Source organism: Reichenbachiella sp. (assembly GCF_033344935.1).
Lineage (GTDB): Bacteria > Bacteroidota > Bacteroidia > Cytophagales > Cyclobacteriaceae > Reichenbachiella.
Genome location: NZ_JAWPMM010000001.1, coordinates 4,664,086 through 4,681,344, shown reverse-complemented (window position 1 = coordinate 4,681,344; position 17,259 = coordinate 4,664,086). Strand labels below are relative to the sequence as shown.

14 protein-coding genes are annotated in these 17,259 nt (G+C 40.2%); all 14 read left to right on the top strand.

The window, feature by feature from the left end:
• The first annotated feature begins 54 nt into the window (after positions 1–54).
• The 14 genes from R8N23_RS20965 to R8N23_RS19960 all read left to right on the top strand — a co-directional run bounded on the left by R8N23_RS20965 (position 55) and on the right by R8N23_RS19960 (position 17,259).
• Positions 55–288, top strand: a complete 234-nt coding sequence (locus R8N23_RS20965; protein ID WP_412071672.1) for a helix-turn-helix domain-containing protein — start codon at positions 55–57, stop codon at positions 286–288.
• A gap of 397 nt (positions 289–685) precedes the next feature.
• Positions 686–1,045, top strand: coding sequence for a hypothetical protein (locus R8N23_RS20020; protein ID WP_318173383.1), 360 nt, complete (start codon positions 686–688; stop codon positions 1,043–1,045).
• Positions 1,046–1,054: 9 nt separating this feature from the next.
• On the top strand, positions 1,055–1,492 hold the full coding sequence (locus R8N23_RS20015) for a hypothetical protein (protein WP_318173382.1): 438 nt from the start codon (positions 1,055–1,057) through the stop codon (positions 1,490–1,492).
• Between the two features lie 34 nt (positions 1,493–1,526).
• Positions 1,527–1,925, top strand: a complete 399-nt coding sequence (locus tag R8N23_RS20010; RefSeq protein ID WP_318173381.1) for a hypothetical protein — start codon at positions 1,527–1,529, stop codon at positions 1,923–1,925.
• 155 nt (positions 1,926–2,080) lie between these two features.
• Entirely contained in the window at positions 2,081–2,482 is a 402-nt protein-coding gene (locus R8N23_RS20005) for a Fur family transcriptional regulator (protein WP_318173380.1), read from the top strand.
• A 58-nt stretch (positions 2,483–2,540) separates the two neighbouring features.
• Positions 2,541–2,933, top strand: a complete 393-nt coding sequence (locus R8N23_RS20000) for a hypothetical protein (RefSeq protein WP_318173379.1) — start codon at positions 2,541–2,543, stop codon at positions 2,931–2,933.
• A gap of 138 nt (positions 2,934–3,071) precedes the next feature.
• On the top strand, positions 3,072–7,448 hold the full coding sequence (locus R8N23_RS19995) for a CusA/CzcA family heavy metal efflux RND transporter (RefSeq protein WP_318173587.1): 4,377 nt from the start codon (positions 3,072–3,074) through the stop codon (positions 7,446–7,448).
• A gap of 16 nt (positions 7,449–7,464) precedes the next feature.
• Positions 7,465–8,667, top strand: coding sequence for an efflux RND transporter periplasmic adaptor subunit (locus R8N23_RS19990; protein ID WP_318173378.1), 1,203 nt, complete (start codon positions 7,465–7,467; stop codon positions 8,665–8,667).
• Between the two features lie 248 nt (positions 8,668–8,915).
• Positions 8,916–9,803, top strand: coding sequence for a cation diffusion facilitator family transporter (locus R8N23_RS19985; protein ID WP_318173377.1), 888 nt, complete (start codon positions 8,916–8,918; stop codon positions 9,801–9,803).
• 43 nt (positions 9,804–9,846) lie between these two features.
• Positions 9,847–10,734, top strand: coding sequence for a cation diffusion facilitator family transporter (locus tag R8N23_RS19980; protein ID WP_318173376.1), 888 nt, complete (start codon positions 9,847–9,849; stop codon positions 10,732–10,734).
• Between the two features lie 52 nt (positions 10,735–10,786).
• The gene (locus R8N23_RS19975; RefSeq protein WP_318173375.1) at positions 10,787–11,458 is read left to right on the top strand and encodes a response regulator transcription factor; all 672 of its coding nucleotides are present in this window, start codon (positions 10,787–10,789) and stop codon (positions 11,456–11,458) included.
• 236 nt (positions 11,459–11,694) lie between these two features.
• Entirely contained in the window at positions 11,695–12,066 is a 372-nt protein-coding gene (locus tag R8N23_RS19970; protein WP_318173374.1) for an HYC_CC_PP family protein, read from the top strand.
• 98 nt (positions 12,067–12,164) lie between these two features.
• Positions 12,165–15,992: an efflux RND transporter permease subunit gene (locus R8N23_RS19965; protein WP_318173373.1), complete on the top strand. Its 3,828-nt coding sequence runs from the start codon at positions 12,165–12,167 to the stop codon at positions 15,990–15,992.
• A 1-nt stretch (position 15,993) separates the two neighbouring features.
• Positions 15,994–17,259 carry a TolC family protein gene (locus tag R8N23_RS19960; RefSeq protein ID WP_318173372.1) on the top strand — a complete coding sequence of 422 codons (1,266 nt, stop codon included), beginning with the start codon at positions 15,994–15,996 and terminating at the stop codon, positions 17,257–17,259.

The following is a 17,259-nucleotide window of genomic DNA, read 5'->3' as shown; positions in this document are numbered from 1 at the left end:
TTGCCCTTTAGGCTATGGTGTGAGGCTGTAAGAATTTTGAATTTGCTTGTTGAAATGAATGACAAGCAGATCATAAGGAAATTTGGATTAGTCCTGAAGTCTTTGAGGGAGGAAAAGGGCATTTCTCAAGAAGCCCTTGCACATGCAATAAAGTCTCATTCGACCCACATATCTCGCCTTGAAAATGGGCATAAGCAACCAACACTAACTACTTTTATCAAGTTGGCCGACGAACTCAATGTAGAGCCAATGGAATTAATGAAATTAGTTTGTTCTGAATTAGGCTGAACCACTCAACTCTTGTAAAAAAGCTGTAGTTGTTTGAATTCTGGGTCGAAAAAATTCAGATTCATTACTAATATATTCTTATTGTAAGATACTTAACTATAAGTAGAAGGACATTCTATTACGAACAGTTAGGTTCAATTCGACGAACTCAATACCTTTAATCTCGTTTCTTATGCTTATGAGGTTTCAGTGATGGCGTATTTCCTGGGGTATCTTTATTATCTCGTTGTCGTCTATCTGGCTTCCCAGTAGATTTGGCGGTTCTTTTTGGACCTGGTTTAATTCCCATAATGTGTATTTTATTATTGTTATTTTAATTATTTTAACTTCAAAATAATTAACGTCAATACAAGATATAAAGATTCACCAATTCTTATTATCACCAATAAAACTAAATATGGCATTAACAGATTTTTTTAGAATTAACCTTCCATATGGCATTCATATTGATCAAGAAGGTAAAATGATGGCATTCAACAGAGAGTACCGTCCAGTTGGCATTAATGACCTTTCTGTTGAATATGAAAAAGAAAAAACTACTCTTCCTGTTTATACGAGATATAAGGGGCTTACCAAAAGTTTTTTAGAAAAGCTGAGTGAAGGTTGCCAGAAAAATCTTGATGAAGAAGGTAAGATTTGTACTATTTGGTTTTATAATGACCGAACTAATCCTGCCACTAGAAATTCTGAATGGGATAGGTACTTTGATAAAATTAAAAGGCTAGCAAAGCTACAAATTGATCCAAGATCTAAATAACATAAACCCATGGAAAGTCTTAAAAAGTACATCGATTTTTCTAAACTCTATGAGACTTTTGAATATGAATTTGGCGAGATTTTGCCAAGTTCAATGAAGATTTTTCTTGAAGGCTTTTTATTAGACACATGGAAGGTGTTCGCAAAACAAAGGTCAATAGACGAATTAGTATTACTCCTAAAATCTAATCAGGATTATTCGGCTCAGTTTCCATTTAACTATGAGGATCTTCTGATTAAAGAATACGGAGAGGATGAAGTAATCGATTTTGATTTAGAAAATTTATTTAGCGATTGTGTTGCGATGCTATTTTATGCTAGACAAATTGAAATTGCTCAAATGATGAAGGAAAAAGAGTTATGTGATCAAAAGATTAATCGATACAATTCCGCAATAAACGAGGATGATGAAAATGTATCATACTGCATTGCATTTAACCCTCAATAGAGTATCTCTAAAAAGGATTTAACCTTGTTGCCGTATGGAATCAAAGAAATTTAATAAGGAAGCTTATAAAGAAATTGTTAAAATAGTCAAGTTTCGTTTTTACGAACAACTGAAGAATACCGGAATATCCATAGAAGGAATTCTTGAGGCAACCGATATGGTTAGTAAGAAAGAATTCTATATTTTGATTTTAAGTGATCAAGAAACAAAACATCATATTAGATTTCGAGAAAGCAAGTCATTGCTTATACAACTGGTTAAAATATTTGAGATGAGATTAAAGGTACTTAAGATGGAAGAAAATGAATTGTTAACCATTAATGATACCGAGGCCTACGGTGAAGATCGGTATTTCGATGAAACAGAGCAAATAGCTTGTGCTCTAACATCCATACCTTCTTTACTAGAAATTTTCACTAAAAATCTCAAGTAAAAGACCTCTTAAAAGAAACAGTAAACAATCTTCTAACAATTTCAGTTTTATGATAAAATCATCAAAATATTGATACCACCCTATTGAGGTCTTAGTGCGGGAGCCTAGTTACGGAAATGTCGATTCTAATAGCAATTCTTCGTACTTTTAATATAATGCTCGAACAAAAATTAGAGAACAGAAATATCAAACCCACTGCCATGAGGCTGCTTGTACTTAGGCAACTCGTAGAAAGTGGTTCGGCCATCAGCCTAAAAGACTTGGAATCCAAGTTTGAAAAAGCAGATAAAGCAACCTTATATCGAACGCTTAAAACCTTCGAAGAAAACAAACTAATACACGGTATTGAAGATGGTACTGGCTCGGTGAAATATGCGCTTTGCGAAGAAGGTTGCGAATGTGCACCACAAGACCAACATATTCATTTTCATTGTGTGCAATGCGGAGAAACCTACTGCCTGACACAATCTAAAATTCCTCAAACCCAAATTCCAATAGGCTTCAAAGCCTCCAGTGCCAGTATGGTCTATAAAGGTACTTGTGCAAACTGCCAATAAAGAAATATTAAACTATGCAAACAGGTTGCATTAATTTTTGTTTAGACTTGTATTCTGAATGAAAGGTATCAAATCCATAATACTATCAGTTTTTTTTATCATTGCAGCACTTGTGATGGGATTGGATTTGTGCTGTGAAATCAAACAAGTCCCTAACCTCATAGCTCACTATTCTGAGCATAAAGCACAAGACGGCGACTCTTTTTGGGATTTTTTGGTGGAAGATTATATTGATCATGGCAAAGGCGAAAACCACCATGATGAAAATGAGCATGATGATTTACCCTTTCACGGCAATCATCAATGTCAGCATGCCAATATCTTGTTTTCTTCTTCTCTCATGTTTTCTGTTGAGCTTGATATAAAACCTTTGGAGCCTTCTAAAGGAGTTTACCAATTCATGTTCTCTTCTCGCTATTTAGAGACTCCTTTTCAGCCACCCCAGGGCTGATAATTCTCGAATAGTATATGTATTGCCATCCCTCCAGATTAATGGAGAAAATTGGGCTATACCCCATTCTGTTCGATAAGTTTCTATGGACAATCAATGTCCACATTTATTAATTATCAGGAATTCAAAAGAATCATTATGCTGGATAAAATCATATTATTTTCAGTTAAAAACAAACTGATCATAGGCTTGCTTACGTTCGTCTTGGTCATTTGGGGAAGCTTTTCTCTTACGAAACTTCCTATTGATGCAGTACCAGATATAACAAATAATCAGGTACAGGTCATCACAAGTTCACCTTCTTTGGCGGCCGAAGAAGTTGAACGTTTAATTACCTTCCCTATAGAGATTGGTATGGCTACCATTCCTCAACTTGAAGAGATTCGCTCTTTCTCACGGTTTGGTTTGTCCGTTGTTACGATAGTATTCAAAGAGGATATTGATGTCTATTGGGCGAGACAGCAGGTAAGCGAGCGTTTGGTAGAAGTTCAGTCGCAAATACCCCCAGGAGTGGGTCAACCGGGCATGGCACCTATCACAACAGGCTTGGGTGAGATTTATCAATATGTAGTAGGTACAAAACCTGGCTACGAAGACCAATACGATGCGCGTGAACTGCGAACCATTCAGGATTGGGTAGTACGCAGACAGTTGTTAGGCACTCCTGGCGTGGCGGATGTGAGCAGTTTCGGTGGCTATCTAAAACAGTATGAAATAGCTATAGACCCCGATCGGCTCAAGTCCATGAACATTTCCATCGCTGAGATATTTCAGGCATTGGAAGCAAACAATGAAAACATCGGAGGAGCATACATCGAAAAAAACCAGAATGCCTACTTCATCCGAAGTGAAGGTTTAGTTAGCAGCATGGATGATATCCGAAATATGTTAGTTAGAACTAATACGGATGGTATTCCAGTATTAGTTAAAGATGTGGCTCAAGTGCAGCTTGGCAGTGCCGTTCGATATGGCGCGACTACTCGCAACGGAGAAGGTGAAGTTGTCAGTGCCATTGTTATGATGTTGAAAGGAGAAAATTCAGCTGAAGTCATTGATAATGTAAAAGGGAGAATTTCCAAAATTCGTAAAACGCTACCTGAAGGTGTAACTATAGAGCCATTCTTGGACAGAACTAAACTGGTAGATACAGCCATCGGTACGGTGACCAAGAATCTGGCCGAAGGAGCATTGATTGTCATCTTTATTTTGTTACTCCTATTAGGCAACCTGAGAGCAGGTTTAATTGTAGCTTCCATGATTCCTTTGGCTCTTCTTTTTGCTTTTGGGATGATGAACCTATTTGGGGTATCCGGAAACCTTATGAGCCTCGGAGCCATAGACTTTGGCCTAATCGTGGATGGGGCAGTCATCATTGTTGAAGCCACGCTTCATCATTTAGGATTAGTAAAATTAGGAAGACGGCTGACTCAGACTGAAATGGATGACGAAGTCTATCAATCGGCTAGCAAGATTCGAAATTCTGCAGCATTTGGTGAAATTATCATTCTAATAGTTTATTTACCGATCCTGGCTCTAGTAGGAGTTGAAGGTAAAATGTTCAGTCCTATGGCTCAAACTGTGAGTTTTGCCATTCTGGGAGCTTTCATTCTTTCTTTGACTTATGTCCCCATGATGTCGGCTTTGGTGTTGAGTAAAAACACAGTCAACAAACCCAATATTTCTGACAAGATCATGGCTTTCTTTCACCGATTGTATGACCCTACCATTCGGTGGGTTATGCATAAAAGACCATTCGTTTTGACCATTGCATTAGGGCTATTTGGATGTTCTCTATGGGTTTTTGCCAACATGGGAGGTGAGTTTGTTCCCACACTGGAAGAAGGAGATTTTGCCGTTGAAACGAGGGTGATTACTGGGAGCTCATTAGAAAACACAATCAGCGCTACCACGCAGGCGGAAAAGATCCTTTTGGATCAATTTCCAGAAGTCGAGCAGGTGGTTTCCAAAATAGGTGCAGGTGAAATCCCCACAGATCCCATGCCCATAGAAGCCGCTGACCTGATGATTATTCTAAAAAACAAATCAGAATGGGTGTCAGCTTCAAATCGCGAAGAATTAGCGAACAAAATGGCCAAGGCGTTGGAGGTGATTCCAGGTGTCACTTTTGGTTTTCAGCAACCTATACAAATGCGATTCAATGAATTGATGACTGGTGTACGTCAGGACGTGGCCGTGAAAATATATGGAGAGAACCTCGATGAACTCTCTGAGTATGCAAGGCAGGTCGGGCAAATCGCCTCTAATGTAGAGGGAGCTGTCGATTTATACGTAGAGGAAGTCACCGGAATTCCTCAGATCGTAATCAGTTACAAACGCGATCAACTGGCCAAATATAATCTCAGTATCCGTGAAGTGAACCGAACCGTTCAAGCCTCTTTTGCTGGTGCTTCGGCTGGTTTGGTTTTTGAAAATGAACGGAGGTTTGACTTGGTGGTCAGATTATCAAAGGTGAATCGAAATGATGTATCTGCTGTGCGAAACCTTTATATCACACGTAGGGATGGTCATCAAATACCATTATACCAAGTCGCTAATGTAGAGATTAAGGATGGGGCTTATCAAATTCAGCGTGACGATACGAGAAGACGTATTATAGTGGCATTCAATGTTCGGAATAGAGACGTTGAAAGCGTAGTGACAGAATTGAAGGAGAAAATTGACAAATCAGTCGTTTTTGCTCCTGGTTATTCCACTACTTATGGTGGACAATTCGAAAACCTAGTAGAAGCCCGTGAGCGGTTGAGTTATGCTGTTCCATTGGCATTGCTTCTGATTTTTGTATTGCTCTATTTTACATTCTCTTCAATAAAACAAAGCCTTTTGATTTTCACTGCTATCCCACTTTCCGCTATTGGTGGTGTCATGGCATTATCAGCGAGAGGAATGCCTTTTAGTATTTCTGCAGGAGTTGGCTTTATCGCACTTTTTGGTGTAGCTGTTTTGAACGGTATAGTCTTAATAGGTGAATTTAATCATCTGAAAAAGGATGGTGTAACGGACATTATTGATCGGATTTACAAGGGCGTCAGCGTACGTTTACGGCCTGTAATCATGACAGCTGCTGTAGCTTCGTTGGGATTTCTACCCATGGCACTCTCACAATCTGGAGGTGCCGAAGTACAAAGACCTTTAGCGACTGTGGTAATCGGTGGGTTGATTAGTGCTACTTTTCTGACTTTGATTGTCTTGCCAATTCTGTACTATTATTTAGAAAGAGGAGTCAAGTTGAAATCAAAAGTATTTACACCTTTATTGGTCATGGGCCTCCTGCTTTGCCAAGCTGTGCAGGTAAGCGCACAAGAGGTTACCACGACTTATACATCTTTGGATGAAGCCATTCAAACAGCTATTGCCAATAATCCCAGACTGAAAGCGGCATCGCTTCAAACAGAACAGGAGATTACGCAAAAAGGGTCGAGTTGGAATTTGCCTAATACGAATTTTAGTTTGACACATGGGCAATATAACAGCGTCTTTGATGATGACAACCAATTCAATATCAGTCAAAATTTTGCTTTCCCAACGGTTTACAGCAATCAAAACAAGTTAGCCAAAGCAAAAATTGAGGCTAGTGAATGGATGCGTACTGCAACGCAGAATGAAATGGTACGACAAGTAAAATCGGTTTGGTACACGCTACTGTTGGAAAAAAGTAAGAGAGATCTACTCCTTGATCAAGATAGTATCTATGAGAGTTTCGTAAGGGCAGCTACACTACGCTATGAAACAGGCGAAAGTAATCTTTTAGAAAAGGCCACAGCTGAATCCCAAGTGGCCGAGATAAAAATGCTGCTCGAACAAAATAGATCTGATATTGAAATTTTTCAAACTCATTTGGGGATCTTGTTGAATACCGAGGAGCTCGTGGACATAGCGGCTCAAGAGTTAAAGACCAGAGAACTCAAGATTTTGTTAGAAAATTCCGATTTATCTGCGAATCCTACTTTGGCTTGGTTTCAGCAACAAATAGAAGTAGCCAAAAGAGAAAAGTCCTTAGAACAATCCCGTTTTATGCCAGATTTTTCAATTGGTTATTTCAATCAATCGTTGAATGGTCCAAATCAAGATATCAATGGCAACCCTATAAACTATACTTCTAGCGATCGATTTACAGGGGTTCAGGTAGGTATTGCTATTCCCATTTTTGGTGCAAAGTCACACATTTCTAGTATTAAAAAGAGTGAATTGAAAATGCAAGAAAGTGAGGCTAGGTATGAAGCTGCATCTAATGAATTAAAAGGTGAAATGACATCACTTGTTCAGCAGTTTAATAAATTCCAAAATAGTTTAGAATTCTATCAGACCAATGCACTTCCACAGGCAGAATTGATTCTTACGCAAGCCCAAAAAGGGTTTGAAAGTGGAGCAATTGGTTATGTAGAGTATACGCAAGGACTCAGCAGATCCCTTGATGTACGATTCAAATATCTGGATTTACTAGATCAATACAACCAGACCATTATACAAATTGAATTCATTTCAGGAGTTCATTAATAAAAAAAAGAAAACAATGAAAAATTCATTTAAGTATATCAAAAGCATATTTATCCATACTTTATTGGCATTGGTAGTAATTGCCTGTGAGTCTCAATCAAAAGTAGAGCAAGAAGCTCAACATCATGAGGAAGAAAATGAAGTAGAACTTACTCAGGCACAATATGATCAGGCAAAGTTAGAGTTAGGGTCGATTAAAAAAAGAAATATTGGATCTGAATTACAGGTGAATGGAATGATAGACGTTCCCCCTCAGAGCAATATTTCAATTAATATGCCCTATGGTGGCTTCATAAAGTTTATTGATATGTTGCCTGGTACAAAGGTAAGAAAGGGACAGTTGTTAGCTGTAATAGAAAACCCTGAATTTATTCAGTATCAACAAGACTATCTGGAAGGCTTAGCTAATCAAGAGTATTTGAAGGCAGAATTTGACCGTCAACAAAAGTTGTACAACGAAAAGGTAGCTTCAGGAAAATCATTTCAACAGGCCAAGAGTTCCTATTTAGCTAATGAAGCTCGAATCAAATCGATGGTAGCTAGACTGAAACTCATCGGGTTAAACACAACAAGTATCCGTAATGGAAAGGTTTCTACCTCAGTGAATATTTATGCTCCTGTATCCGGATATGTAAGAGAGGTGTATACCAATATTGGTAAATTCATCAATCCCAAGGATGTGATCATGGATATAACTAATGCTGACGATCTTCATGTAGAACTAACAGTCTATGAAAATGATATTCCTAAGGTTAAAGATGGTCAACGCATTCGTTTTTCTCTGGCAAACACACCAGATCAATGGCGTGAGGCAGAAGTCTTTTTAATTGGAAGAGGTGTTCGCGAAGATCGTTCTGTAACCGTACACGGACATCTGAAAGAGAAATATGAAAATTTACTTCCAGGAATGTACGTTTCGGCCAAAATTGAGACGGACATGCAAGAAGTGTGGGCTGTGCCTGAACAAGCCGTTGTTCGTTTTGGTGGCAAGCACTTCATTTTTGCATATACTGAAACGTCCAAAAAAGGAGATGAAAAAATTCATTCTTTTGACATGTTGGAAGTTGTTGTTGGTAATACTGAAGATGGCTTTGCGCAAGTTGAACTAATAAATAGTTCGTTGGGATACAACGAGGTAAAGCTGGTTACAAAAGGTGCTTTCACGCTGTTGGCAAAGGCCAAAAATACTGAAGAAGAGGGTGGTGGTCACGGACATTAATTAGGCTACAAGAACATGAACTTCTATCAAATATTCCTTCCAATAGCGACACTGTTATACATCCTGTCGGTGTTTGTTTAAGCTTAGTTATTCTTTGGAAACATACGGGTGCGTACCCGTTTGTTTTTAGAAATACTGAAAAGGCGCATGACTGAATTGGCAGGGTAAAAAACTAAGAACATTGAAAATGCCGATATGGGTATTAAACCCATATTAAAAACTGAATCAGAACAATTAATCTCCATAAAATGAAGCGTAAAAGAAATCCCAACGCTATTTCTGAAAAAGGATTGAAAACAACCCTAATTGGAATTATTATAAGCGCAGTATTAGCAATAGTAAAAGCGCTTGGAGGAATTTTTGGTAACTCTTATGCACTTATAGCTGACGCAATAGAATCGGGCACTGATGTAGTAACGTCCGGGATGCTTTGGTTAGGCTTGAGATGGTCAACCAAGCCAGCGGATGAAAACCATCCGTATGGACACGGTAAGGCGGAAGCTTTGGTGGCACTTGGAATTTCACTGGCACTTGTGGGTGCAGCCTTTATCATTATAAAAGACAGCATTTTCCACATTCAAAGTCCTCATAAAACTCCCGCACCATTTACCCTAATTATTTTAGTGGTGGTGGTGATTACAAAAGAACTACTATATCGTTTTGTGTTGAAAGCAGGAAAAGAAATACAAAGTGAAGCAGTAAAAGCAGATGCTTTTCACCATAGAAGTGATGCCATTACTTCGGTAGCCGCATTCATGGGAATATCTATTGCACTTTGGGGTGGGGAGGGATATGAAGTTGCGGATGATTACGCAGCACTCATCGCAGCTGCCTTTATTATTTACAATGCCTACGGGATCGGCCGACATGCTGTTGGTGAATTATTAGATGAGTCATTGGAACCTGAACTTCATGAGCAGATTATCTTGCTCGCAGAGCAAATTATGAATGTTAAAAAAGTGGAGAAATGTCATGTCAGAAAAATGGGCACTGCCTACCATGTTGATCTACACATTTGGGTAAATGGCGAGCTTACGGTAGAGAATGGGCATATGATCGCTCATAAAGTTAAGGATAGGCTAATTGAAGGTTTTCCTCAAATTATTGATGTACATATTCATATCGAACCCGTTTAACCGACGCTTTGCCGATCGGGTATTTAGATTAAAATGAAAAACTATGGGACACAAGCACGACCATTCACATCATCACTCAGGGGGCAATGTAAAAGTGGCCTTCTTCCTCAATCTCAGCTTTACCATTATAGAGATCATCGGTGGCCTTTATACCAACAGCTTGGCCATCCTTTCAGATGCCTTGCACGACTTAGGTGATAGCCTGAGTTTAGGACTTTCCTGGTACTTCCAAAGGCTATCAAAGAAAGGACGCACTAAGGCTTTTTCGTATGGATACAAAAGGTTCTCATTACTGGGGGCTATCATCAATTCCGTCGTATTGCTAGTTGGTTCCATTTTCATTTTGACCAAGGCTATTCCAGAACTATTCAATCCCGGAGAAACTGACGCTCAAGGTATGTTGTACCTAGCCATTTTAGGAATAGTGGTCAATGGGGCGGCAGTTTTCAAGCTAAGGAAAGGAGAATCTCTAAATGAAAAAGTAGTCTCACTTCATTTATTAGAAGATGTATTAGGCTGGGTAGCTGTATTGATTGGTAGCATCATCATGATGTACACGGATGCTCCATTCATAGACCCACTTCTTTCAGTACTCATCTCGCTTTTTGTATTACATAATGTCTTTAAAAATCTTCGAAAGAGTATGCTTGTGATTTTACAAGGCATACCACGTGAAGTATCTATTGGGGACATCAGAGAAAAGCTAAAGAACATACCAGCAGTCATGGATATTCACGATTGCCACATTTGGTCAATGGACGGTCAGTACAACATTCTTACTCTTCATCTTAGACTAGATAATGACTACAAACTTTCAGAGCAAGCCAAGCTAAAAGAGAAAGTGAGAAATCATCTCATAGATGAATCCATCAATCATGTCACTATTGAGTTTGAAGGAAAGGATGAGAACTGCGAGTTGGAGGAGTGTTAAAAGAGTATTTAAATTCCAAATTTCTTCCAAATTGAATTCGTAGTTTGCATTAATGAAAATCCTAATCATAGAAGACGAGAAAGAGCTTGCTCAAGATATGGTAAACTACCTTGCCAATGAGCAATATCGGTGCGAGTGTGCGTCTGATTTCCAGTCAGCAATGAAGGTGTATGCGTATGAATATGATTGTATCCTGCTTGACCTTATGCTCCCGGGAGGAGACGGACTTACTATTCTTGAGGAGCTCAAAAGGCAGAACAAGCAAGATGGTGTAATCATTATCTCAGCTAAAAATGCAATTGAAGATAAAGTAAGAGGGCTGAAACTTGGAGCAGATGATTATCTCGCCAAACCATTTCATCAAGCAGAATTAGCAGCAAGAATAGAATCATTGATTAGGCGAAGGCAATTTGATAGCAACACTATAATTGTTCAAAAAGAATTGACCATTGACATCAATGCAAAGACAGTGATGGTTCATGATCAGTTTCTTAATCTAACAAAGAAAGAATACGACCTACTTCTCTTTTTCATTGGTAACAAGAATAGAGTCCTTTCAAAAGGAGCGTTAGCCGAGCACCTTTCAGGTGATTTCGCTGATATGTTTGACAACCATGATTTTGTGTACGCCCATGTCAAAAACCTAAAGAGAAAACTGAAAGAGAAAGGTTATGGGGAATACATCAAAACCATTTACGGAACAGGATATAAATGGGAACAATGACCAAATTACTCAATAGACCACTAAAGGCTTTTGTCCTTTACTCCTTAATTATTTTGACAATCAGTATTCCTGCTCGAAAGAGATTTTAAATTAATAGGAAAAATGGCCTATTACGTTTAAGACTCTTGTCTATCAAGTATGACACAATATCATAAACATTAACAAAAATTTCGTAACTTTTCAATGCATCCAAAAAGGTAGCTTTACGTTTGAGATACCAGAAGTAAATATTTTACGTGAAAAGATTTTTAGCCATATTCTTCAGTTTTCTTATCCTATCCTCATCAGGAGGAGTGGTAATGGCTAAACATTTTTGTGGGGGCGAGCTGGTAGAAACCGCTTTTTTCGAAGAACTACATTCATGTTGTGAAGGGATGGATATGCCAACGCCCTGTTGTGAATTGGAGCATGAGGTAGTTCAGCATGATGACAACACCCAAATCTCATTTCAAAGTGTAGATCCTCCTGAACAAGTATTACTTTATACCATTACATACCCCTCACTTGTTCGGGTAGTTATACGTTCCACTTTTATAGATAATACCTATCTCCTACACCCGTTGACTGTTCCTGACAGACTCACCAGGTATCAGTCTTTTCTTCTTTAAAATAGCTACACAACATTTTAGATGCCCTTTTGGTCTGTCCTAGACCATTAGATGGGCTTCACTTTTTTGTTTCGTCTAACTATTAAATCATATTAATTATGCTTAATAAACTAATCAGGTTCTTTTTAGAGAACAAGCTGGTTACAGCATTAATTGTACTAGTCTTTATAGGATGGGGAGTGTCCACAGCCCCTTTCAACTGGAAAATGGACTGGTTTCCAAGAGATCCAGTGCCTGTTGATGCCATTCCTGATATAGGAGAAAACCAGCAAATTGTATTTACCACCTGGATGGGTAGATCTCCGCAGGACATTGAGGATCAAATTTCTTATCCTTTAACTACAGCCCTATTGGGGGTACCAGGAGTTAAGACCATAAGAAGTAATTCCATTTTCGGCCTATCCACCATTTATATCATTTTTGAGGAGGATATAGAGTTCTACTGGGGCAGAACGAGGATTCTTGAAAAGCTGAATTCCCTACCTGCTGGTATAATCCCCTCAGAAGTGCAGCCGGCATTAGGACCTGACGCTACGGCCCTCGGCCAGATTTACTGGTACACACTGGAAGGTCGCAATCCTGAAACAGGTGAACCGGCCGGAGGTTGGGATCCACAGGAATTAAGGACCCTACAGGATTTCTACGTAGGTTATGCTCTGACTTCTGCAAGCGGTGTGTCTGAAGTAGCGGCAATTGGAGGATTTGTGAAAGAGTACCAGGTAGATATTGACCCGGTGGCAATGAAAGAATACAATGTCAACATTGCCCAAATCATGAAGGCCGTCAAGGAAAGTAACCTGGATGTGGGTGCAAGGACGATGGAGGTCAACAATGCCGAATACCTTGTGAGGGGTTTGGGCTATATACGGAACCTGGAAGACTTGGAAAAGGCCGTCATCACTCAGCACAACAATACAGCTATTCGGATCAAAGATGTAGCCCAAGTGCATTTCGGGCCAGCAACGCGACGGGGGGGCTTGGACAAAGGTGGGGCTGAAGCTACAGGTGCTGTGGTGGTTTCCCGCTTTGGAGCAAATCCATTAGCCGTCATTGAAAATGTGAAAAAGAAAATCGAGGAAGTTTCACCAGGACTGCCGTCAAAAGTACTTCCTGACGGAACGGTTTCCAAGGTCACCATAGTTCCGTTCTATGACAGAACAGGACTGATCAAGGAGACACTAGGCACACTGGAAAAAGCCCTTTCTGAAGAGATACTTATCAGCATCATTGTAGTGATTATCGTGGTGTTTAATCTAAGAGCCTCTATTCTTATTTCAAGCCTGTTGCCGCTTGGAGTGTTGATGACCTTCATTGTCATGCGATACGCAGGTGTAGATGCAAATATTGTCGCCTTGTCGGGGATAGCCATCGCCATTGGAGTGATGGTGGATGTCGGTGTAGTATTTACAGAAAACATAATCCGGCACTTGGATCTGCCGGAAAATAAAGGCATTTCAGGAAAGCAAAAGCTGGAGGTAATCTACAAGGCCACTACCGAAGTAGCTACAGCTGTGATCACTGCCCTTACCACTACAGTAGTGAGTTTCCTACCGGTTTTTGCTATGCAGGCCGCCGAAGGCAAGCTATTCAAACCATTGGCATTCACTAAAACATTTGCTATGCTGGCCGCTCTTTTTATAGGCCTTGTGGTAATTCCGGCACTAGCCCATTCATTATTCTCTATAAAGATAGGTAAAGATCGAACCAAAAGAATATGGAATGTTGCACTTGTTGCTCTTGGTATATTAGTGCTCTTCTGGTCAGGTAGCTGGCTAGGAATTGTTCTTTTGGCTTTGGGGATCAACAACCTAGCGGAAAAATACCTTCCTGAAAACAGGAAATGGATTCATGAATACCTGAACATAGGGATCATCATCACAACGGTTGCCATTTTCCTGACACGCGAATGGCTGCCTTTGGGATCTCAAAACAGCCTTTTTGCTAATTTCATTTTTGTCATTGGCGTGATAGTTCTTGTCCTTGGTCTGCTACTTGCGGTAGTAAAGTTCTATACCCCTATTCTAAAATGGTGTCTTGAGAATAAATGGAAATTCCTAATGGCTCCAATCGTCATTTTTCTATGGGGCATGTTATCATGGAGTGGTTTTGAAAGCTTTTTCGGATTTGTAGGAAATGGTGCCGAAAAGATGGGTTGGCAAATCAGACAAACCAGTTTATGGCAAGGTATTAATGAAACTTTTCCAGGAACAGGCAAAGAATTTATGCCTGCTTTGGATGAAGGGTCTTATCTGTTGATGCCAACCACCATGTCGCATTCGGGAATAGAAGAGAACATTGACGTGATAAAAAAGGTAGATGCCTATGTAGCGCAAATACCGGAAGTGGAATCTGTAGTTGGTAAATGGGGTCGGGTAAACTCAGCATTGGATCCAGCCCCTATTTCTATGTTCGAAAATACCATTAACTACAAACCGGAGTATATGGTAGATGAAAATGGGCACAGGTTACGTTTCAAAACAGATTCGGATGGAAACTATGTTTTAAAAGACGGTTCATTTTATCATCCACAAAAAGATGGTTTCAGAATTGTGCAAAACGAGGAACTGGTTGTGGATAGACGAAAAGGCGAATACTATCGACAATGGCGAGATCATGTCAAGTCACCAGACGACATTTGGCAGGAGATACTTAAATCTACCAAAGTCCCAGGCATGACTTCAGCGCCAAAATTGCAACCCATCCAAACACGTTTGATTATGCTTTCGACCGGTATGCGAGCCCCAATTGGCATCAAAGTGTTTGGGCCAGATTTGGAGACTATCGAGCGTGTAGGTCTGGATCTTGAGAAAATCTTGCAACAGGTGCCAAGTATCGAATCTTCATCTGTTTTTGCAGATAGAATAGTAGGGAAACCCTACCTGGAGTTCGATGTTGACAGAGATGCTATTGCGAGATACGGGCTTACCATGAAGAATATTCAAAACTTCATAGAAGTGGCCATCGGTGGAATCAAGTTGACCACTACAGTTGAAGGTCGAGAACGATTTCCTGTCAGGGTGAGGTACGCCAGGGAGTTCAGGGACAATCCGGAAGATGTGAAAAACGTACTTATCCCAACTCCCTCCGGAGCACAAATTCCATTAGGAGAACTTGCCGAAATCACCTATAGAAGAGGACCACAAGTAATCAAAAGTGAAGACACTTTTCTGGATGGTTATGTGATCTTCGATAAAAGAGAAGGTTATGCGGAAGTGGATGTTGTAGAAGAGGCTCAGCGCTTCATACAAGCCAAAATGGATGCAGGAGAATTTATGCTTCCAGCAGGTGTATCCTACAAATTCACTGGTAATTACGAAAACCAGATCAGGGCCACCAAAAGATTAGCCATAGTAGTGCCGGTCTGTTTGCTTGCTATTTTTCTCATTTTGTATTTCCAATTCGGTAATGTACCGGCAACATCCATGGTCTTTTCGGGTGTTTTTGTGGCCTTCGCTGGAGGATTCATTCTTATATGGGCATTTGGTCAGGATTGGTTTATGAACTTTTCCCTGGCAGGTAACAATATGCGAGACCTCTTCCAGGTACACACTGTCAACCTCAGTGTGGCAGTTTGGGTTGGCTTTATCGCTTTGTTCGGAGTTGCTTCCGATAATGGGGTAATTATGGCCACCTATCTAAAGCAAATTTTTGCTGAAGAAAAGCCGAAAGATATAAAAGGTGTAAGAGCGGCAGTACTACATGCAGGCAAGCTTAGGATCAGGCCGGCAATCATGACTACTGCAACGACCATCATTGCCTTGTTACCCATTTTTACTTCAGTGGGTAAAGGTTCCGATATCATGGTTCCTATGGCCATCCCTACTTTCGGAGGGATGCTTGTACAAGTGATTACGGTATTCGTAGTGCCCGTCCTCTATTGCATGTGGCAGGAACGATTAGTCAAAAAACAACTTAAATCAGCATAAGATGAAATTTACTATAAAAAACACCTATAGCTGGCTTTTGATACTTCTTCTGATTGTCACCAAAGTCAATGCACAAGAAGCGCAAGACCCTACAATTGAGTACCTGAAAATAGCAGCAGAGAATAACCCTGAGCTTAAAGCAGTTTTCAATCAATACCTGGCCACATTGGAGCGGATGCCGCAGGCAAGGGCTTTGCCAGACCCCACTGTGATGTTCAATATTTTCACTAGTCCGGTAGAAACACGGGTTGGTGCTCAAAATGCTGGTATATCATTAAGTCAGGCCTTTCCATGGTTTGGCCAGTTGAAGTCACAGGAAAGAGCAGTTGCACAATTGGCAAAAGCTCGCTTCGAAGCATTTGAGGAGACCAAAAACAGGCTCTTTTTTGATGTTCGTTCCGAGTATTTCGATTTATATGTGCTGGAAGCGGCAATTGATATTGTCGAAGAGAATATTGTTCTCTTAGAGTCATTCCGTGAGCTAGCCAGTGTCAGATTGGAATCTGCCACCGGAAGCGCTGTTGATCTGTTGCGAGTAGAAATGGATCTTGAAGAACTGAACAACCAATTGTTGTATCTCCAAGACACAAGATCCCCAATTCAGGCAAAGTTCAATGAACTGCTGAATACCGAAAATCCACTGGATATTGCCATTCCTGATTCGTTGGCAACTATTGCCTTTTCGGAAGGGAAAAATATCCTGCTGGACTCAATCGTTGCTCAGAACCCACTTCTTAGAGGCCTGGATTTCGAGTTACAAGCTCTGGATGCTGAAATAGATGTCGCCCAAAAAATGGGGTTACCCTCTTTCAACCTTGGAGTTTCCTACACCAATATCTCACCAAGGTCTGGTGTGGATATTCCGGATAATGGGAAAGACGCTTTGATATTTCCCCAAGTAGGAGTTCGAATCCCCCTTTACAGGAAAAAGTATCAGTCGATGGTAAAGGAGAAAGAACTTCTAAGGACATCAGTTACCTATAAAAAAGAGGACAAGACGAATGAGCTTGAGACTTCCCTGGAAAAGGGATGGAGAGACTATTCGGATGCGGTCAGAAGAGTGGGCTTGTATCAGAGACTGATGCGATATGCAAATCAATCGCTTGATATCCTTATCGCACAATACACGACAGCAGGGAGCGATTTCGAAGAAGTATTGCGCATGGAGCGACAATTACTTAGATACGAACTGGAGCTTGAAAAAGCACGTGCCGATCAGAACACTTTCGTGGCATACATCAATTATTTAACAGGAAAACAACTTTAA

Coding starts and splice junctions, on each gene's coding strand:
- R8N23_RS20965 (WP_412071672.1), top strand. CDS start 55: ATGAATGACAAGCAGATCATAAGGAAATTTGGATTAGTCCTGAAGTCT.
- R8N23_RS20020 (WP_318173383.1), top strand. CDS start 686: ATGGCATTAACAGATTTTTTTAGAATTAACCTTCCATATGGCATTCAT.
- R8N23_RS20015 (WP_318173382.1), top strand. CDS start 1,055: ATGGAAAGTCTTAAAAAGTACATCGATTTTTCTAAACTCTATGAGACT.
- R8N23_RS20010 (WP_318173381.1), top strand. CDS start 1,527: ATGGAATCAAAGAAATTTAATAAGGAAGCTTATAAAGAAATTGTTAAA.
- R8N23_RS20005 (WP_318173380.1), top strand. CDS start 2,081: ATGCTCGAACAAAAATTAGAGAACAGAAATATCAAACCCACTGCCATG.
- R8N23_RS20000 (WP_318173379.1), top strand. CDS start 2,541: ATGAAAGGTATCAAATCCATAATACTATCAGTTTTTTTTATCATTGCA.
- R8N23_RS19995 (WP_318173587.1), top strand. CDS start 3,072: ATGCTGGATAAAATCATATTATTTTCAGTTAAAAACAAACTGATCATA.
- R8N23_RS19990 (WP_318173378.1), top strand. CDS start 7,465: ATGAAAAATTCATTTAAGTATATCAAAAGCATATTTATCCATACTTTA.
- R8N23_RS19985 (WP_318173377.1), top strand. CDS start 8,916: ATGAAGCGTAAAAGAAATCCCAACGCTATTTCTGAAAAAGGATTGAAA.
- R8N23_RS19980 (WP_318173376.1), top strand. CDS start 9,847: ATGGGACACAAGCACGACCATTCACATCATCACTCAGGGGGCAATGTA.
- R8N23_RS19975 (WP_318173375.1), top strand. CDS start 10,787: ATGAAAATCCTAATCATAGAAGACGAGAAAGAGCTTGCTCAAGATATG.
- R8N23_RS19965 (WP_318173373.1), top strand. CDS start 12,165: ATGCTTAATAAACTAATCAGGTTCTTTTTAGAGAACAAGCTGGTTACA.
- R8N23_RS19960 (WP_318173372.1), top strand. CDS start 15,994: ATGAAATTTACTATAAAAAACACCTATAGCTGGCTTTTGATACTTCTT.